Annotated in this window: 16 protein-coding genes; 4 read left to right on the top strand and 12 right to left on the bottom strand. The window is 69.1% G+C overall.

The genetic code is table 11. The features are described from left to right. Positions 1-52 precede the first annotated feature (52 nt). On the bottom strand, positions 53-1,333 hold the full coding sequence (locus Q9R02_RS04600) for an ABC transporter substrate-binding protein (protein WP_305995480.1): 1,281 nt from the start codon (positions 1,331-1,333) through the stop codon (positions 53-55). A gap of 127 nt (positions 1,334-1,460) precedes the next feature. Between Q9R02_RS04600 and Q9R02_RS04595 the strand changes: the two genes are divergently transcribed. Continuing rightward, entirely contained in the window at positions 1,461-3,233 is a 1,773-nt protein-coding gene (locus Q9R02_RS04595) for a glycoside hydrolase family 13 protein (RefSeq protein ID WP_437124364.1), read from the top strand. Positions 3,234-3,303: 70 nt separating this feature from the next. Here the strand turns inward: Q9R02_RS04595 and Q9R02_RS04590 are convergent, their stop codons facing one another. The 6 genes from Q9R02_RS04590 to Q9R02_RS04565 form a co-directional block, all read right to left on the bottom strand. Continuing rightward, complete coding sequence (locus Q9R02_RS04590; RefSeq protein ID WP_305995479.1) at positions 3,304-3,912, bottom strand: hypothetical protein; 609 nt, start codon at positions 3,910-3,912, stop codon at positions 3,304-3,306. Beyond that, positions 3,909-4,514, bottom strand: a complete 606-nt coding sequence (locus Q9R02_RS04585; protein ID WP_305995478.1) for a DUF6286 domain-containing protein — start codon at positions 4,512-4,514, stop codon at positions 3,909-3,911. The genes Q9R02_RS04590 and Q9R02_RS04585 overlap by 4 nt, the downstream gene beginning before the upstream one ends. A gap of 4 nt (positions 4,515-4,518) precedes the next feature. After that, complete coding sequence (locus tag Q9R02_RS04580; protein ID WP_305995477.1) at positions 4,519-4,902, bottom strand: hypothetical protein; 384 nt, start codon at positions 4,900-4,902, stop codon at positions 4,519-4,521. Beyond that, positions 4,899-5,090, bottom strand: a complete 192-nt coding sequence (locus Q9R02_RS04575; protein ID WP_305995476.1) for a DUF2273 domain-containing protein — start codon at positions 5,088-5,090, stop codon at positions 4,899-4,901. The genes Q9R02_RS04580 and Q9R02_RS04575 overlap by 4 nt, the downstream gene beginning before the upstream one ends. 5 nt (positions 5,091-5,095) lie before the next feature. Next, the gene (locus Q9R02_RS04570) at positions 5,096-5,554 is read right to left on the bottom strand and encodes an Asp23/Gls24 family envelope stress response protein (protein ID WP_305995475.1); all 459 of its coding nucleotides are present in this window, start codon (positions 5,552-5,554) and stop codon (positions 5,096-5,098) included. 174 nt (positions 5,555-5,728) lie between these two features. Next, positions 5,729-6,334 carry a hypothetical protein gene (locus Q9R02_RS04565; RefSeq protein WP_305995474.1) on the bottom strand — a complete coding sequence of 202 codons (606 nt, stop codon included), beginning with the start codon at positions 6,332-6,334 and terminating at the stop codon, positions 5,729-5,731. A 438-nt stretch (positions 6,335-6,772) separates the two neighbouring features. On the opposite strand from Q9R02_RS04565, the gene Q9R02_RS04560 reads away from it, so the two are divergent. Beyond that, positions 6,773-8,293, top strand: coding sequence for an MFS transporter (locus tag Q9R02_RS04560; protein ID WP_425279222.1), 1,521 nt, complete (start codon positions 6,773-6,775; stop codon positions 8,291-8,293). Between the two features lie 74 nt (positions 8,294-8,367). On the opposite strand, the gene Q9R02_RS04555 is transcribed toward Q9R02_RS04560, so the two are convergent. The 4 genes from Q9R02_RS04555 to Q9R02_RS04540 all read right to left on the bottom strand — a co-directional run bounded on the left by Q9R02_RS04555 (position 8,368) and on the right by Q9R02_RS04540 (position 12,831). Further along, positions 8,368-9,153 carry an SDR family NAD(P)-dependent oxidoreductase gene (locus Q9R02_RS04555; RefSeq protein ID WP_305995472.1) on the bottom strand — a complete coding sequence of 262 codons (786 nt, stop codon included), beginning with the start codon at positions 9,151-9,153 and terminating at the stop codon, positions 8,368-8,370. Next, on the bottom strand, positions 9,150-10,676 hold the full coding sequence (locus tag Q9R02_RS04550; RefSeq protein ID WP_305995471.1) for an APC family permease: 1,527 nt from the start codon (positions 10,674-10,676) through the stop codon (positions 9,150-9,152). The genes Q9R02_RS04555 and Q9R02_RS04550 overlap by 4 nt, the downstream gene beginning before the upstream one ends. Positions 10,677-10,888: 212 nt before the next feature. Beyond that, positions 10,889-12,382, bottom strand: coding sequence for an aldehyde dehydrogenase family protein (locus Q9R02_RS04545; RefSeq protein ID WP_305995470.1), 1,494 nt, complete (start codon positions 12,380-12,382; stop codon positions 10,889-10,891). Beyond that, positions 12,379-12,831 carry a hypothetical protein gene (locus tag Q9R02_RS04540; RefSeq protein ID WP_305995469.1) on the bottom strand — a complete coding sequence of 151 codons (453 nt, stop codon included), beginning with the start codon at positions 12,829-12,831 and terminating at the stop codon, positions 12,379-12,381. Before Q9R02_RS04540 ends, Q9R02_RS04545 begins: the two co-directional genes overlap by 4 nt. A 120-nt stretch (positions 12,832-12,951) precedes the next feature. On the opposite strand from Q9R02_RS04540, the gene Q9R02_RS04535 reads away from it, so the two are divergent. Together Q9R02_RS04535 and Q9R02_RS04530 are read left to right on the top strand one after the other, a co-directional pair. Further along, on the top strand, positions 12,952-14,928 hold the full coding sequence (locus Q9R02_RS04535) for a primary-amine oxidase (protein WP_305995468.1): 1,977 nt from the start codon (positions 12,952-12,954) through the stop codon (positions 14,926-14,928). A gap of 77 nt (positions 14,929-15,005) precedes the next feature. Continuing rightward, a complete protein-coding gene (locus tag Q9R02_RS04530) occupies positions 15,006-15,620 on the top strand; it encodes a TetR/AcrR family transcriptional regulator (protein WP_305995467.1) in 615 nt (204 codons plus the stop codon). Here Q9R02_RS04530 and Q9R02_RS04525 read toward each other — a convergent pair. Further along, entirely contained in the window at positions 15,605-16,546 is a 942-nt protein-coding gene (locus Q9R02_RS04525) for a LysR substrate-binding domain-containing protein (RefSeq protein WP_305995466.1), read from the bottom strand. The genes Q9R02_RS04530 and Q9R02_RS04525 overlap by 16 nt on opposite strands. Between the last annotated feature and the right edge of the window lie 4 nt (positions 16,547-16,550).

Genomic DNA, 16,550 nt, shown 5'->3' with positions numbered 1-16,550 from the left:
GGGAGGTGGCGGGACCCGCCCTCGCGGGCCCCGCCACCTCAGGCGTCAGGCGCTAGTGGCCGGCCGCATCGATCGCGGCCTGCATGTCGCTGACGGCCTGATCGACGGACTTGTCACCCTGGAGAGCGGCGTAGGCGTTGTCCTGAACGGCCTTGGTGACGGCCGGGTAGTACGGGGTCACCGGGCGCGGCACGGCGTTCTGGATCGAGGTCAGAAGCGTCGGCATGTACGGCAGCTTGCTGACGATGTCCGAGTCCGTGTACAGGGCCGAAGCCACCGGGGCCAGGGAGCCCTTGAGCGCGAAGAACTTCTGCTGCTCGTCCTGGATGAGCCACTGTGCGAAATCGTGCGCGGTGGCCTTGTTCTTGGAGTACACACTGACCGCTGCGCTGTGGCCGCCCAGCGAGGAGGCGCCGGGACCGCTCATGCCGGGCAGCGGTGCCACACCGAAGGTGTCCTTGACCGTGGATGCGCCATCGGTCTTGGCCAGGTTGTAGACGTACGGCCAGTTGCGCAGGAACAGCAGCTTGCCGTCCTCGAAGGCCTTGCGGCCCTGCTCCTCCTGGTAGGTGAGGGCCTGTTTGGCGATGTTGCCGCTCTTGAAAGCGTCCACCAGCTTGCCCAGACCCGTCTTGGCCTCGGCCGAGTTGACGACCGCCTTGCCCTGGTCATCGACGATCTTGCCGCCGAAGGTGTTGATGGCCTCCGCCGCGTTGACCGTCAGGCCCTCGTACTTCGAGTACTGGCCGGCGTAGCAGCCCATGTCATGCGCCTTGGCGATGGAGCACATGCCCATCATCTCGTCCCAGGTCTTGGGCGGGTTCGGCACCAGATCCTTGCGGTAGTAGAGCAGACCGCCGTCGGAGGAGATCGGCACGGCGTAGGCGGTGCCGTTGTAGGTGGCCGCCTTGACGGTGGCGGGCAGAAGCTTGGCCGTGTCCACCGCCATCTTGTCCTTGAGCGGCTGGAGCCAGCCCTTGGCGGCGAACTCGGCGGACCAGACGACGTCCACGGTCACCACGTCGTAGTCGGACTGCTGAGCCTGGAAGTGCTGCACCAGGTCGTCGTGCTGCTGATCTGCCTGATCAGTCTGTTCCTTGAGCGTGACCTTTTCGTTAGGGTGCGCGGCGTTCCAGCGATCGATGGTGGGCTGCCAGACTCCGGAGTTGTCCTTGCCGCTGACGAAGGTGATGGGGCCGCGGCCGTCCATGTTCTGCGAGGCTGCGTCGCCCCCGCCGGATCCGCCGGAACTGCTGCCGCCACCACAGGCGGTCAGAGCCAGGGCCAGCACGGCAGCGGCGGCGGCCGGCGCGAGGAATTTACGTGGTTTCATTGCAGGTGACTCCTCAAAGTGAGCGAAGCACTGTCATCCCGTGCGGGTTGATGTTGCGTAGATCACATTAGTAAGCTGGCACGACTTGATGCAAGCGTTTACGCACAATCGTTAGAAAGGACCTCCCGTGCCCCAGACCGCACCCGAGCCCGTCTCCCCGCGCCCCGGCACCTGGTGGGCGGACGCCGTCGTCTACCAGGTCTACCCGCGCTCGTTCGCCGACGGGAACGGGGACGGCATGGGTGACATGCACGGCATCACCCAGCAGCTCCCCTACCTCAAGCAGCTGGGGGTCGACGCCGTCTGGCTGAGCCCGTTCTACAAGTCGCCGCAGGCGGACGCCGGCTATGACGTGGCCGACTACCGCGTGGTCGACCCGCTCTTCGGGAACAACGAGGACTTCGACCGCATGCTGGCCACCGCCCACGGGCTGGGCCTGAAGGTCATCGTGGACCTGGTCCCCAACCACACCTCGGACGAGCACGTGTGGTTCCAGGACGCTCTCGCGGCAGGCCCAGGCTCTCCGGAGCGCGCCCGGTACATGTTCCGCGAGGGCAAGGGGAAGGACGGGGACCAGGCCCCCAACAACTGGAACTCCGTGTTCGGCGGCCCGGCCTGGACCCGCGTCACGGAGGCGGACGGCACACCGGGTGAGTGGTACCTGCACCTCTTCGACACCAAGCAGCCGGACCTGAACTGGGAGAACGAGGAGGTCCGGGACGAGATGCGCTCGGTGCTCCGCTTCTGGCTGGACAAGGGCGTGGACGGTTTCCGTGTGGACGTCGCCCACGGGCTCATCAAGGCGGACGGCCTGCCGGACTGGGACGGGGCCGCCGCCATGGTGGAGGGGTCCACCGCGAAGGAGACCCCCGCGGACGGCGACGACGACGGCGGTGATGCGGAACCAGCCACGGAACCCACCCGGGCCGAAGGCCAGGACCTGTCCCAGGCGCCCTTCTTCGACCAGGACGGCGTCCACGAAATCTACCGCGACTGGCACAAGGTCCTGGAGAGCTACGAGGGAGACCGCATGCTCGTGGCGGAGGCCTGGGTGGAGCCGGCCGAACGACTTGCCCGCTACGTCCGCCCCGATGAGATGCAGCAGGCCTTCAACTTCGACTTCCTCCTGGCCGGCTGGGATGCCGAGCGCCTGGCCCACTCGATCGACGCGTCCATCGAGGCCGTGGCCGCCGTCGGCGCCCCGGTCACCTGGGTGCTGAGCAACCACGACACCGTCCGGCACCCCAGCCGGTTCGGCCTGAAGGACCCCGCCACCTTCCCCAAGGGGATCGCCTCGGAGGACGAGCAGCCGGACGCCGCCCTGGGCCTGTCCCGTGCCCGCGCCGCCACCCTGGTGGAGCTGGCGCTGCCCGGCTCGGCCTATCTGTACCAGGGCGAGGAACTCGGCCTCCCCGAGCACACCACCTTGCCCGCCTCAGCTCGTCAGGATCCGTCCTTCTTCCGCACCCACGGCGCGGAGCGCGGCCGTGACGGCTGCCGCGTGCCGCTGCCGTGGACGGCGGACGCACCGGGCTACGGCTTCAGCCTGAACGGTCCCGACGGCGACGCGCAGCCATGGCTGCCCCAGCCGGAGTCCTTCCGCGACCATGCGGCGGACGTTCAGGACGGCGTCGAGGGCTCCACGCTGGAGCTGTACCGCGCCGCGCTGGCCCTCCGGCGGAAGCACAGGCTCGGCCGGGGCGCGCACGTGTGGTCCGCCCAGCACCGGCCCGAACAGGGCCTGGTGGCGTTCCTGAACGGAGGCGTCCTGGTTCTGGCCAATATGGGCGAAGAACCGGTGGACCTCCCCGTGGGGTTCACCCCCGTACTGTCCAGCGGACCACTGACCGGCGGCATGCTGCCGGTGAACACCTCCGCCTATCTGCTGCCGCAGGCCTGACATCCAACTGGTCGGGTCCATCTGTCGTCTTGAACCGCGGAAAGCGACAGATGGACCCGACCAGTTGGACTCAGCGGACCCGTTCCTCCCGGGTGAACATCGCGCGCGTCCCGGCGCCCAGGTGGACCAGGACCGGCGTGTGGTGCCCCACCATGAGATCCAGGCCTTCCAGCAGGGATTCCACGTCCTGCACGAGCTTCTGCGGCGAAGCTCCCTTCCGCGGGAAGAGCCGCACCCGCAGGGCCGTGATGCCCCGGTACTGGTAGGTGACCACGTGCAGTCCGAGCAGATCGCCGCGGCCGGAGAGCGCCGCACGCAGCAGCTGCTCAGCGACATTGCCGCTGATGGTCACCTCGCCGTCCGTGGCGGAGTGGTCCGGCCGTTCCACCAGGAGGCTGGCCCGCCCCTGCCCTTGCCCGGCGATCCACCGGATCGTCAGCAGGATTACCGACAGGAGCACCACGGCCACCACCACGTACAGCCAGCTGCTCCCCGCGGGAAGCGGCGTGGCCTCGTATGCTCCGTGAAGCCCTCGCACCAGCGGCGCGGCGAAGTCCCGCCAGGCCTGCGCCACGGGCGGGACCAGAGACACCAGAAGGATCCCGAGTCCCAGCAGCAGGAGCAGCAAGCCCAGCAGACCGGTGATGAAGCGGTTGAGCCCGCGTGGGGTGCCGTTCATGCGCCCACCACCCCGGTGGAGGCGAGGTGCACCGTGACTGAGGGGCGCGGGGACAGGCCCATCGCGTCGAGCTCCTCGGTCACCGCACGCTCGACGGCGTCGTCGGTGACCCTGAGGCCCGACGTCGGGCGGACGTTGACCAGCACCTGCGCGCGGGCCACGGTGACCATCACCTGAGCCGGGGAGACGTTGGCGGCCAGGCGGGCGCGGCGGGCCAGCGCGGAGGCGACCACCTCGTCGTCGACCACCACGGCCAGGACCGGATGCGGAAGCGAATGCCGCGCGCGGCGGCCGGGCATCAGGGCGCTCACCAGGAAGAAGAAGCCCACCATGGCCAGAACGGCCCCGCCGAGCGCCAGCACCGGGCCGGGACCGGTCCCCGGCAGGCCGGCCACCCAGTTGAGCGCTTCGTCCGGGTCGATCAGCCAGCCGGGCAGCCGGAACAGCGCCAGGATGGTCTCCAGCAGGAAGTACACACAGAGCAGCACCACCAGAACGCCGGCCAGCAGCGCGGCGATGGAGCGCGACGGCGTGAGCTCACGGCGGAGGATCTCGTCCAGGAAGCGCCGCTCATCCTCCGGCGTCAGGGTTTCCGTGGTCATGGGGTCACCTCACCCTCGCGGCGGTGCGCTGAAGGACACCGGAGATGCGGATGTCCACACGGCTCAGCTCGGAGCCGCTCAACTGCATGACGCGGGCCCGGATGTCCGCCTTCGCGTCGACGGCACGGTCCCAGATGCTCCCGCCGGCCGCCGCCAGAACTTCCGGATCGCGCACCACCTCGGACAGCCCGGGCAGTCCGAGGGGGGTCACCAGGCTGAGAGCCAGCAGGCCGTCGTCGTCCCTCCACTCGACCCGCACCTCCTGCGCCGGAACCTCCAGGACCTCCGCGCAGGCCGCCTTGGCCAGGCTGGTCAGGGCCTGGTTGCTGAACCTGTTGTGCCCGGCCAGGACCCGCGGGGCCTCGGCCGGCATGGCGGCGCCGGTCATGAGGAGGAACGCCGTCCCGTCAGGGCGTCGAGGACCCGTCGCAGGTCGATCCGGCCCTCGACGGCGCGGCCCAGGACGGCACCCACCGCCATGAAGACGGCGGAGACCACGAATCCCCACCAGCCGAACTGGAATGACATGAAGGCCAGGAAGGCGCCGATCGCGATCCCGCTGAGCGTGTGGTTCATGGAGTTCACTTTCCTTCCGCGGCGGCGCCGCTCTGGCCCGGCTGGGACGCCGACGACGCACTGCCGCCGGTGCGGGCGGGGCGGGAGTCCTGCTTGCCGCCGGGAAGCTGCACGTCGTTGATCTCGATGTTCACCTCGATGACGGCCATGCCCACCAGGTCCTCCACGGCCTGGTACACGGCGGCACGGACGGCGTTGGCGATGTCCTGGAAGCGGTAGCCGAACTCGGCCACGAGCGTGAGGTCCACGGCCACCTGGGTCTCCCCCACCTCGGCGCGGACGCCGGCCACGTGGTCGGGGCTGCCCACCGCTTCACGGATGGCGCCCAGGGCGCGGGGGGTGCCGGAGCCCAGGGAGTGGACCCCGGGGACCGCGCGGGCGGCGATCGCCGCGACCTTGGCCACCGCGGAGTCGGAGATCACGGTCCGTCCACCGCCCGGCTGCTGCTCGAATTCAGTGTCCACTGCGCTCCCTTTCGCTTACTGCCCAGCCTAGTCCGAGCGGCTGAGCTATCGCGAGGAAACCCCGCGTCGTCCCTCGTCAGAAACGGAAATCCCCCGGGTTGCGGACGATCCCCGCAGCTGGAGCGGTGGGGAATGTCCGAAACCCGGGGGAAATCGTGGAGGTGGGGTCCCGTGCTAGTGGTCCTCCCCTGAGTGCCCGGCGTGCGAGTGACCGGCGTGCTGGGTTTCCGCCGTGCCACTGTGTTCCTGGTCCGTGCCCTGGTTCTGGTCCGTGCCCTGTTCCTGGTCCTCGCCCTGCACGTCCGCGTCGTCGTCCGTGTGCTCGCCGGACGTCTCCTGGGCGTGCTCTGCAGCCTCCTTCTGTGCTTCAGCGGCCTTCTCCGCCGCTTCGCGGGCCTGTTCTGCGGCCTTGTCCGCCGCCTCCTGGGCGTGCTCTGCAGCCTCCTTCTGCGCCTCGGCCTGCTGCTCGGCGGCCTCCTTCGCCTGCTCGGCAGCCTGCTCCGCGGCCTTCCCCTCGGCGTCCTGCGTTTCCGGCGCCTTCTGTTCAGGCGCCTTCTTCACGGCCGCCTTCTTCACCACCGCCACCGCCGCAACATCCTTCGCCGTACGGACGGCCGTGACCTTCTCCACTTCGGGAGACTGATCCCTCGCCGGGGCCGAGACGGACCCCCGGTCGGCGTTCAGCACGGGCACCGCCTGCGCGGCTCCCACCATCAGCAGCCCCATCACTGCCGTGAGTCCGATTCCGGTCGCCACTGAGGCCTTCTTGATCGGTGCCATGAATCCACTGCCTTTCGTCTGAGGCCGGGGCCCGATGAGCCCTCGACGCCCTCGCTGATCCCCTTGTTGAGTGTGACAGATCACCACAGTTCTGCGACAGAGTTGACAAGAAAAATGACGGAAAGCTCGGCCAGAAGGAGTCAGGCACCGAGAACCCCGGAATGACGCGGAACTTCAGGGTTCTTCAGGCGCCGGAGTGGGTCATTTCCCGCGTTCCCGGCCACTGAAAAAGGGTCTCCACCACCGTCGCAGAACCCTTCAGAACCCCCTGAAACAGGCCCTGAAAGGCGGTCCGGATTCCCCGCCGACGGGTCCGGTGGAGTAAAGTTGATGGTCGTCGCGGGCCGAGGACCCGCAGAAAAGTGCAAGTCGCAAGCAAATGACCTCCCGCAAGGAGAAGCCCAAATGCCCATAGACCCAGACTCGAATGCCCCTGTGATGGCCCCGCCGGGCCGTCCGGAACCGGTCCGCAAACCGGTGCGTACGTTCCGCCTGCCCAGCCACCGGCTCAAGGTCTCGGACGTGAACGTCGTCGACAAACCCATGCTCAAGAAGGCCATCGGCGGCACCATCGTCGGTAACACCATGGAGTGGTACGACGTCGGCGTGTTCGGCTACCTGGTGACCACCATGGGCCCAGCGTTCCTTCCGGAGGCGGACAAGTCCGTCCAGACCCTCTTCCTGCTCGGCACCTTCGCCGCCACCTTCATCGCCCGCCCGCTGGGCGGCGTCGTGTTCGGCTGGCTGGGTGACAAAGTGGGGCGACAGCGTGTGCTGGCGGCGACCCTGCTGCTCATGGCGGCCTCGACGTTCGCCGTCGGCCTGCTGCCCGGCTACGCGCAGATCGGCGTCTGGGCCGCGGTGCTCCTGGTGGTGCTGAAGCTCGTCCAGGGCTTCTCCACCGGCGGCGAGTACGCCGGCGCCACCACCTTCGTCTCCGAATACGCCCCGGACAAGAAGCGCGGCTTCTTCGCCAGCTTCCTGGACATGGGCTCATACCTGGGCTTCGCCGTCGGCGCCGCCCTGGTCTCCGCCCTGCAACTGACACTCGGCCAGGCGGCCATGGAGGAGTGGGGCTGGCGCATCCCGTTCCTGCTTGCCGGTCCGCTCGGCGCCATCGCCGTCTACTTCCGGAGCAAGATCGAGGAGTCCCCGCAGTTCCAGGCCACCCTGGACGCGCAGGAGGCCAAGGTCAGCAGCGCCACGGAGAAGGACCCCTCCACCAACACAGGCCCCATCATGCTGGTGAAGACGTACTGGCGCCAGATCATCCTGGCCATGATCCTGGCCGCCGCCGCGAACACGGTGGGCTACGCCCTGACCTCCTACATGCCGACGTACCTGACGGAATCCAAGGGCTATGACCCCATCCACGGCACCCTGCTGACCATCCCGGTCCTGGTGATCATGGCCGCGTGCATCCCGCTGACCGGCCGGCTCTCCGACCGCATCGGCCGCCGTCCCGTCCTCTGGGTGGGCGCGGGCAGCACCGTCGTTCTCTCGATCCCGGCGTTCCTGCTGATCGGCATCGGCGAGGTCTGGTCCACCCTGGCCGGCCTGGCGCTGGTCGCCTTCCCGGTGACCTTCTACGTGGCGAACCTGGCATCGGCGCTCCCGGCCCTGTTCCCGACGTCGAGCCGTTACGGCGGCATGGGCATCGCCTACAACTTCTCCATGGCGATCTTCGGCGGCACCACGCCGTTCATCGTGGCCTCACTGATTCAGGCCACCGGCAACGACATGATGCCGGCGTACTACCTGATGGCCACCTCCGTGATCGGCGGCATCGCCATCTACTTCCTGCCCGAATCGGCCCGCCGCCCGCTCCCCGGGTCCATGCCGAGCGTGGCCAGCGAGGCAGAGGCCCGCGAGCTCGTGGCCACGCAGGAGGAGAACCCGCTCCTGGATCTGGACGCCATGCCCTTCGAGGGGCGTCCGCTCGCCGGAGCCGCGCACTGACACACCACTGATACACGACGACGGCGGCGCTGCTGGCACTCAATCGCCAGGCGCCGCCTTTGTCGTGTCCGCGGTCAGTCGGTCCGCTCCAGCGGCCTCCGCTCCGGCCCGCGCGTGAAGCGTGCCGGCAGGAAACGCGTGGCGGCGACCACCACTTTGTAGCGCAGACTCGGGATGGACACCGCCTTGCCGCGCAGATTGTCGGCCAGGCCTTCCCGGACCACGTTCCGGGCATCGAGCCACATCCAGCGCGGCATGGCGGCCTTGTCGATGCCCATGCGCTGGTGGAACTCCGTGTGCACGAAGCCAGGGCAGACCGCCGTCACCTGCACCCCGGACGGCCCGTAGTTCACATTCGCCCAGCGGCTGAAGCTCAGTTCCCACGCCTTGGCCGCCCCGTACGTGCCGCGGGTGGCGAACGCCGCCACGCTGGCCACGTTCACGAGCCGGCCCGAGCCCCGCGCCAGCATCCCCTGCAGCGCGGCATGGCTCAGTTCCAGGGTGGTCTGCACGTGCAGCCGCAGATGGCGCTTCTCCACCTCGATCGGATTCTTCTCGAAGGAGTGCGCCAGGCCGATGCCCGCATTGTTGACCAGCACCTCCACCGGCCGCGACGCATCGGTCAGACGCGCGACGACGGCCGCCACGCCGTCGTCGTCCGTCAAGTCTGCGGGGAGCACCTCCGCCGTGATGCCGTAGTCGCGCTCCAGCGGCGCGGCGACGGCACCGAGCCGCTCGGCGTCGCGCGCCACGAGGATGAGGTGGTACCCCTCCTCGGCGAGCTGCCGCGCGAACTCGGCGCCCAGCCCGGAGGAGGCACCGGTGACCAGCGCCGTGAAGGCGTCCGCTCGTGCCGTCATGCCTCCAGGGTAGCGCCGACCATCCCGTGCGTCTCCGGCTCGGCGTCCATGGCCACGGCCTGCCGGACCTTGCGGCCGCAGAGGTACCCGATCACGCCGAGTGCCAGGATGCAGCCGAGGGTGCCGAGCGCGAACGCTTCGAAGGTGCCCTGGGAGACGCCCCAGGTCTTCTGGAAGTCGTAGTCGATCCCGAACACGCCTTCCAGCACGCCGGGGAAGACCGCCACCCAGGAGCCGATGAGGATCCACGCCGTGCAGAGCAGGCCCAGGAGACGGAACACCGTGTCCGAGACCGGCACCTTGAAGGGGCGCGGGGCGTCCGGGTACTTGCGGCGCAGGCGCACCGCCGCCGGGATCACCACCAGGTAGCTGAGCAGGTAGGTGGAGATCGCCACGGTCAGGACGACGCCGAACATGGCACCGTTGTCTCCGCTGAGCTGCATGGCGGCGAGCATGAAGAGCGTGGCCACCACGCCGGAGAGCGTGTTCACGCGGATCGGAGTGCCCAGGCGGGCGTTGAAGCGGCCGAAGAAGCCGCCGAAGAAGGAGCCGTCCGCGGCGGCCATGGCCTGCATGCGGTCACTGATGATCATCCACGCCGCACCCTGGGAGACCAGGATGAAGCAGAAGACGACGGCGGAGACCGACAGCATGGCCGGCGCGGCCGGGCCGAACACGGTGTAGACGGTGGAGACGGCGCCGAACAGACCGTCGATGCCGTTGATCTGGTCCAGCGGCACCACGAGCAGGATGGCCAGGATCGGCAGCAGGTAGCTGGCGGCGGCGATCATGGAGGAGCGGGCCACGGAGACCGGCACGTCCTTGGCCGGGTTCTTCATCTCACCCGCGGCGCTGTTCCCGGACTCGAAACCGAGGAAGGAGAACAGCAGCAGCGGCGTCACACCGAGAAAGCCGGCGAGGGTGGGGGTGAAGAAGCCCAGGCTCAGGCCGTTGAAACCGTGCTGGACGCCGTAGACGATGGTGACCGCCAGGAAGAAGGTCAGGAAGACCACCTTGAGGATGGCTCCCAGGGACGGCAGCCACTTGCCGTGCTTGAGGCTGATCACGGCGGAGGTGACGGTGATCCAGATGAACACGGTCTTGAACGCGTAGTCCACGGGGCTGCCGGCCTCCACCGGGGTGACGTACTTGTTCCACGTCTCCACGGCCACGAAGGACATGGCGCCGCCCACCCACACCGGCTGGGTGACCCAGGTGAAGAGGGAGGCGACCGCCGCCACGGCCCGGCCGTACGCCATCTTGGTCCAGACGTACACGCCGCCTTCCTCGGTGAACGTCCCGCCGGTCTCCGCGAAGATCAGGCCGTACGGCACCAGGAAGGTGACAGCCAGGATGAGGGTCCAGGTGAAGGTCTCACCGCCGAACCCGGACACCTGGCCGAGCACCTCCACGGAGATGACGGCGGCCACCACCAGCAGGAGGATGTCGAACCGTCCCAGGGATTTCTGCAGGTGTTTGCTCTGCTCTTCGGCAAGGCGGGTTGAGGCTGTTGGCTGATCCATGATCGGTCCTTTGCTGCTGCTGGGGTTGTCCACTGCTCATGCCAGGTGGAAGAGGGTGCACTGTCGATGCACCGGCGCGGAGGGCCCGTTCCCCTGGGCTTCCCTGGGCCCCGCGGGCCCGGTCTGCGCTGCTGTTCCCCCAGCGTAGATTTGTGGCCTGCATCACGTAAACCACTGAATATCGATGGACATCAGCGGTTGAACAGATGCACTCAGCCGAACTGGATCCAGGTGGTCTTGGGAGCCGTGTAGTTGTCGAAGGCGTGCAGCGAGAGGTCCCTGCCGAAGCCGGACTGCTTGAAGCCGCCGAACGGCGTGGTGTTGCCGAGCGCATCCACGGTGTTCACGGACACGGTGCCGGCCAGGAGATCCCCCGCCACACGGTGCGCCCGCGAGAGGTCCGAGGTCCACACGGACGCCGCCAGGCCGTACTCCGTGGCGTTGGCGAGCGCCACGGCCTCCTCCTCCGTGTCGAAGGCGTGCAGCACGGCCACGGGCCCGAAGATCTCCTCCCGGTGAACGTCATGGTTCCCCGGCAGGCCGCCCAGCACGGTCGGCTCCAGATACGCATCGGAGCCGCGGATGCACCGGCGTTCGCCGCCGAACAGCACCTCTCCTTCCGCACGGCCACGCGTGATCCACTGCTCGACGGCGTCCGCGTGGGCCGCGCTGATCAGGGCGCCGTTGCCGTCCAGACCGGCCAGCGGATCGGCCGGGGCGTAGGCGGCCGCGGCCCTCGCCAGGAGTCCGGCGAACTCGTCGTGGACGGAGCGCTGCACCAGGATCCTGGAATTGGCGGAGCAGACCTGACCCTGGTTGTAGAACGCGCCGAACGCCGCCTTCTCCGCGGCCAGCCGGAGGTCCGCGGTGTCCGCGAAGACCAGATTGGAGCTCTTGCCTCCGGCTTCCAGACTCAGTCGCTTCAGGTTGCTGCGCCCGGACGCCTCCATGAGAGTGCGGGAGACCGCCGTGGAACCCGTGAATGCCAGGGCGTCCACGTCCATGTGGTGCGCCAGGGCCGCACCGACCTCACGCCCGGACCCGGTGACGATGTTCAGGACACCGTCCGGGATCCCGGCCTCGGCGGCGAGTTCGGCGACGCGCAGCACACTCAGGGACGTCTGCTCGGCCGGCTTGAGCACCAGCGTGTTGCCGGATGCGAGCGCGGGGGCGAGCTTCCACACCGCGATCTCCAGCGGGAAGTTCCACGGCACGATCGCCGCGACCACGCCCAGCGGTTCCCGCGTGACGAGCGCCGTGGCGCCGTGGGGCACGGCCGGCAGCTCGCCGCTCTGCTTGTCCGCGGCCTCGGCATACCAGCGGAGAGTGGAGATGGCGCCGGGCACGTCCACGGTGGTGGTCTGCAGGATCGGCTTGCCGCTGTCCAGGGTCTCCAGCAGGGCCAGCTCCTCGGCGTGGGCCTCCATCAGATCGGCCAGAGCCAGAAGGGCGGCTTTCCGCCCTTCGGCTCCCTTCCGGAGCCAGGCGGGGAAGGCACGACGCGCGGCCGCGACGGCGCGGTCCACCTCCTCACTGCCGCAGGACGTCAGCTCTGCGAGGATCCGCCCGTCGATCGGACTGACGGTGGGGCGGCGGTCGCCACCCGCGTCCGTGCGGCGGCCGTCGATGAAGGCGCGGCCGTCCAGAGACAGGGCGTCGGCCCGGCCGTGCCAGTCGATGGGAAGCGCGGTGGCGGTGGGGTTCATGGGTACTCCTGACGAGGGGTGTTCGGGACGGGGCGGTTCAGGCGGAGGGCCGCGGAGGCGCTCATCATGCAGAGGAGCTCCACGGCGATGAGGAGGAGCATCGGAGCCACATGCGCGGCGTGCGGAGGGCCGGAGGACCCGGCATGGTGCATGCCGGCTCCGGGCAGGAGCACCACGGCCGCGTGGACCAGGACCATCACGGCGCTCATGGCCATGACATGCCCGGCCGCCCGGCCGGCGCAGCGGCGTTTCCCGGCCACCGGGAGGGCCATCGGGAGAGCGCAGGCGAGGCAGAGCACCGCCATGGCGCCCATCCACCAGGCCATCCAGCCGGCGGGCTCACTGAAGGCGGCGACGGCGTGCGCCACGACGCCGGTCGTCACGGCCGAACCGACCAGGACGACGGCGGCGCGGGCACGCACGGGACTTGCGCTGATGACCTGCTCCACGGTCCTCCCGTCCCGTCCGGCGCGATGAATGCGGGGACTTTACTCTGGGGCTGTGATGTGGATAACATCACAGCGTTGGTTGAACAGTTGTATCATCAAAAACGAACTTCAGGAAGTGCCATGACTCTTCAGACGATCCCCTCGGCCACCGTGGCCCAGCACCCGCTGGAGCAGCTCTCGGCCCCGGAAATCCAGCAGGCCCGGCAGATCCTGGCCGACGCCGGGCTCGTGGCGGACACCACCCGCTTCGCCTACCTCGGGCTCATCGAGCCGCCCAAACAGGCCCTCTACGGCGAGGACGCCGTGAACGATGGGGAGGACGCAGCCCCGGACCGCGTCATCCGCGCCATGCTCTGGGACGCCACCCTGTCCCGCTCCCTCGACGTCCGCGCCTCCCTGAGCACCGGCGAGGTGCTGGAGCAGCGCGAGCTGAACCCCGCCGTCGACGGCCAGCTGCCGGTGCTGCTCGAGGAGTTCGAACTCATCGAGGAGATCCTGGCTGTGGATCCGCAGTGGATCGCCGCGCTGGAATCCCGCGGCCTCACCCCGGCCCAGGTCCGCGTGGCCCCGCTCTCCGCCGGCGTCTTCGAATACCCGGGAGAGGAGGGCAAGCGCCTGCTCCGCGGGCTCGGCTTCCGTCAGGACCACCCCGGCGATCACGCCTGGGCCCACCCGCTGGACGGCCTGGTGGCCTTCGTGGACGTGGAGAAGCGCCGCGTGGACCACCTGATCGACGACGGCCCCGTCCCGGTCCCGGAGATCAATGGCAACTACACCGAACCGGAGATCCACGGCGAACTGCGCACGGACCTGAAGCCCATCGAGATCACGCAGCCGGACGGCCCCAGCTTCTCCCTCGACGGCAACCACCTGAGCTGGGCGGGCTGGGACCTGCGCGTCGGCTTCGACGCCCGCGAGGGGCTGGTGCTGCACCAGATCCACCACACCCGGCGCGGCCGCCGTCGTCCGCTCATCCACCGCGCCGCGATCTCCGAGATGGTGGTCCCCTACGGCGACCCGGCGCCTTACCGCAGCTGGCAGAACTACTTCGACTCCGGCGAGTACCTGGTGGGCCGGGACGCCAACTCCCTCAAGCTCGGCTGCGACTGCCTGGGCGAGATCACCTACCTTTCCCCCGTCGTCGCGGACGACTTCGGCAACCCGCGCACCATCGAGAACGGCATCTGCGTCCATGAGGAGGACGCCGGCATCCTCTGGAAGCACACGGACGAGTGGGCCGGCTCCAACGAGGTCCGCCGCAACCGCCGCCTGGTGGTCTCCTTCTTCACCACGGTGGGCAACTACGACTATGGCTTCTACTGGTACCTCTACCTGGACGGCACCATCGAATTCGAGGCCAAGGCCACCGGCATCGTCTTCACCGCGGCCCTTCCGGAGAAGGGCTACGCCTACGCCTCGGAGATCGCCCCGGGCCTGGGCGCCCCGTACCACCAGCACCTCTTCAACGCCCGCCTGGACATGATGATCGACGGCGAAACGAACCGCGTGGAGGAGCTGGACCTGGTCCGTCTGCCGAAGGGTCCGGGCAATCCTCACGGCAACGCCTTCTCCCAGAAGCGCACCCTGCTGGGCCGCGAGTCCGACGCCGTCCGCGACGCAGACGGCTCCAAGGGCCGCGTGTGGCACATCAGCAACCCGGAGTCCCTCAACCACCTCGGCCACCCGGTCGGTTACACCCTCTTCCCGGAGGGCCAGCCCACCCTGGCCATGGCGGATGACTCCTCCATCGCCTCCCGTGCCGCCTTCGCCCGCCACCACCTCTGGGTCACGCGGCATGCCGAGGACGAGCTCTACGCCGCCGGCGACTTCGTCAACCAGCACCCGGGCGGCGCCGGACTTCCGTCCTACGTGGCCCAGGACCGGGACCTGGACGGCCAAGATTTGGTGGTGTGGCACTCCTTCGGCCTGACCCACTACCCGCGCCCGGAGGACTGGCCGGTCATGCCCGTGGACACCACCGGCTTCACCCTGAAGCCGCACGGCTTCTTCGACGAGAACCCCACCCTGGACGTGCCGTCCTCGGCGGCGGGACACTGCGCTTCCGCCCCAGCCGAACCGCACGCATCCTGCCACTGATAAGGTGACGACGGCCGGGGCCAAGGCTCCGGCCGTCGTCGTTTTCCCTGCTTTCAAAGAATCTTGGGAGGAAGAGCATGCCCCGTTTGGTGGACCACGGCGAACGGCGCCGCGCGATCATCGAGACCACCTGGCGGCTGATCGCCCAGGAGGGCATCGAGAACGCCAGCATGCGGGACATCGCCCGGGAGTGCGGCTACGCGGCGCCCGGCGTCCTGGCGCACTACTTCCCCAACAAGGACGCGCTGCTCCTGGCCTCCTACGAGCTCATCTGCGAGCGCACCAATGAGCGCATCGACTCCCACACCGCCGGGCGGCGCGGGCTCGCCGCCCTGCGCGGACTGTGCCTGGAGATCATCCCGGCGGACCCGCTGACCGTGGTGGAGGCCCGGGTGGCGGTGTCCTTCTGGCAGCGGGCCCAGACCGAAGAAGCGCTGCGCGCCGTCGGCCGCGAGGCCCTGTTGCACTGGCGTGGGCTCATGCTGGGCTTCCTGGCGCAGGCCGAGGACGACGCCGAGTGCGCACCTCTCGCGGACCCGGACGCCGTGGCGGATGAGCTGCTGAACGTCATGATGGGCCTGCACGTGACCTCCATGCTGGACCCGGACGCCGTCACCGGCTCCCGCCAGCGGCACCTGGTGGAGCGGGCGATCACACGGCTGGCAGCGCCCAGGCCTCAGCCTTCCCGCTGAGCCTGCTGCTGCCGGGCCCGCGCCGTCTTCGCGGCGTCGATCTGCTTCCGGACGGCCTGGGCCACCGCGCGGACCCGCGCCGTGGGACGCTGCGTGCGCAGATGCGCCAGCACGGTCTTCAGTTCCGGCACCTGGTCCTCGATCTCCACCATGGCCAGCCGGCCGCCGTCGTAGGTCATGCCATGCTGTGGGCGCTGGTGAAGGATCGAGTACCCCAGCCCGCGGGACACCAGGGTGCGCACGGTCTCGAAGCTGCCGGAGCGGAACGCCACCTCCGGCTCCCGGCCGCTCCGCCGCGCAATGGAGAGCATCAGGTCACGGCTGTGCGGCAGATCCAGGAGCACGAACGGCTCCTCCTTCACCGCGGACAGCTTCACACTGCCCGCCTCGGCCAGCGCGTGCTCCGGCGGGATCGCCAGGTACGGCCGGGCGGTATCCAGCACCGTGGTGGCGAGGGACTCCGGCAGGTCCAGGTCGTAGCAGAGGGCCAGATCGGCCTGGCCGCTGAGCAGCGCCGAGATGCATCCTGCAGTGTCGGCTTCCAGGACGTCCACCTCCAGCGCCGGGTGCTCCGTCTTGAGCCGGGTCAGCACGCCCGGCAGCAGGAACGGCGTGACCGTGTTGAAACAGGCCAGGCGGATGCGCCCGGACAGGCTCTGGGTCTCCCCGCGCGCGTGGTCCAGGCTCTCCTCGACGTGCGCCAGGATGGCCTGGGCGTCGCGGAGGAACATCTCGCCGGCCGGCGTCAGCAGCAGTCCCTTGGACCGCTGCCGGATGAAGAACTGCGTGCCCACGTGGCGCTCCAGCTGGGCGATGGCCGCGGAGACCGCTGACTGGGCCACGTTCAGCCGCACGGAGGCGCCGGTCATGGAGAGCTGTGCTGCGGCCTCGACGAAGTAGCGGAGCTGGGTGAGCGTGACGTCCATGCGG

Source organism: Arthrobacter horti (assembly GCF_030731045.1).
GTDB lineage: Bacteria > Actinomycetota > Actinomycetes > Actinomycetales > Micrococcaceae > Arthrobacter_E > Arthrobacter_E nanjingensis.
The sequence above is the reverse complement of the archived record's forward strand: the minus strand, read 5'-3'. Positions and strand labels throughout refer to the sequence as shown.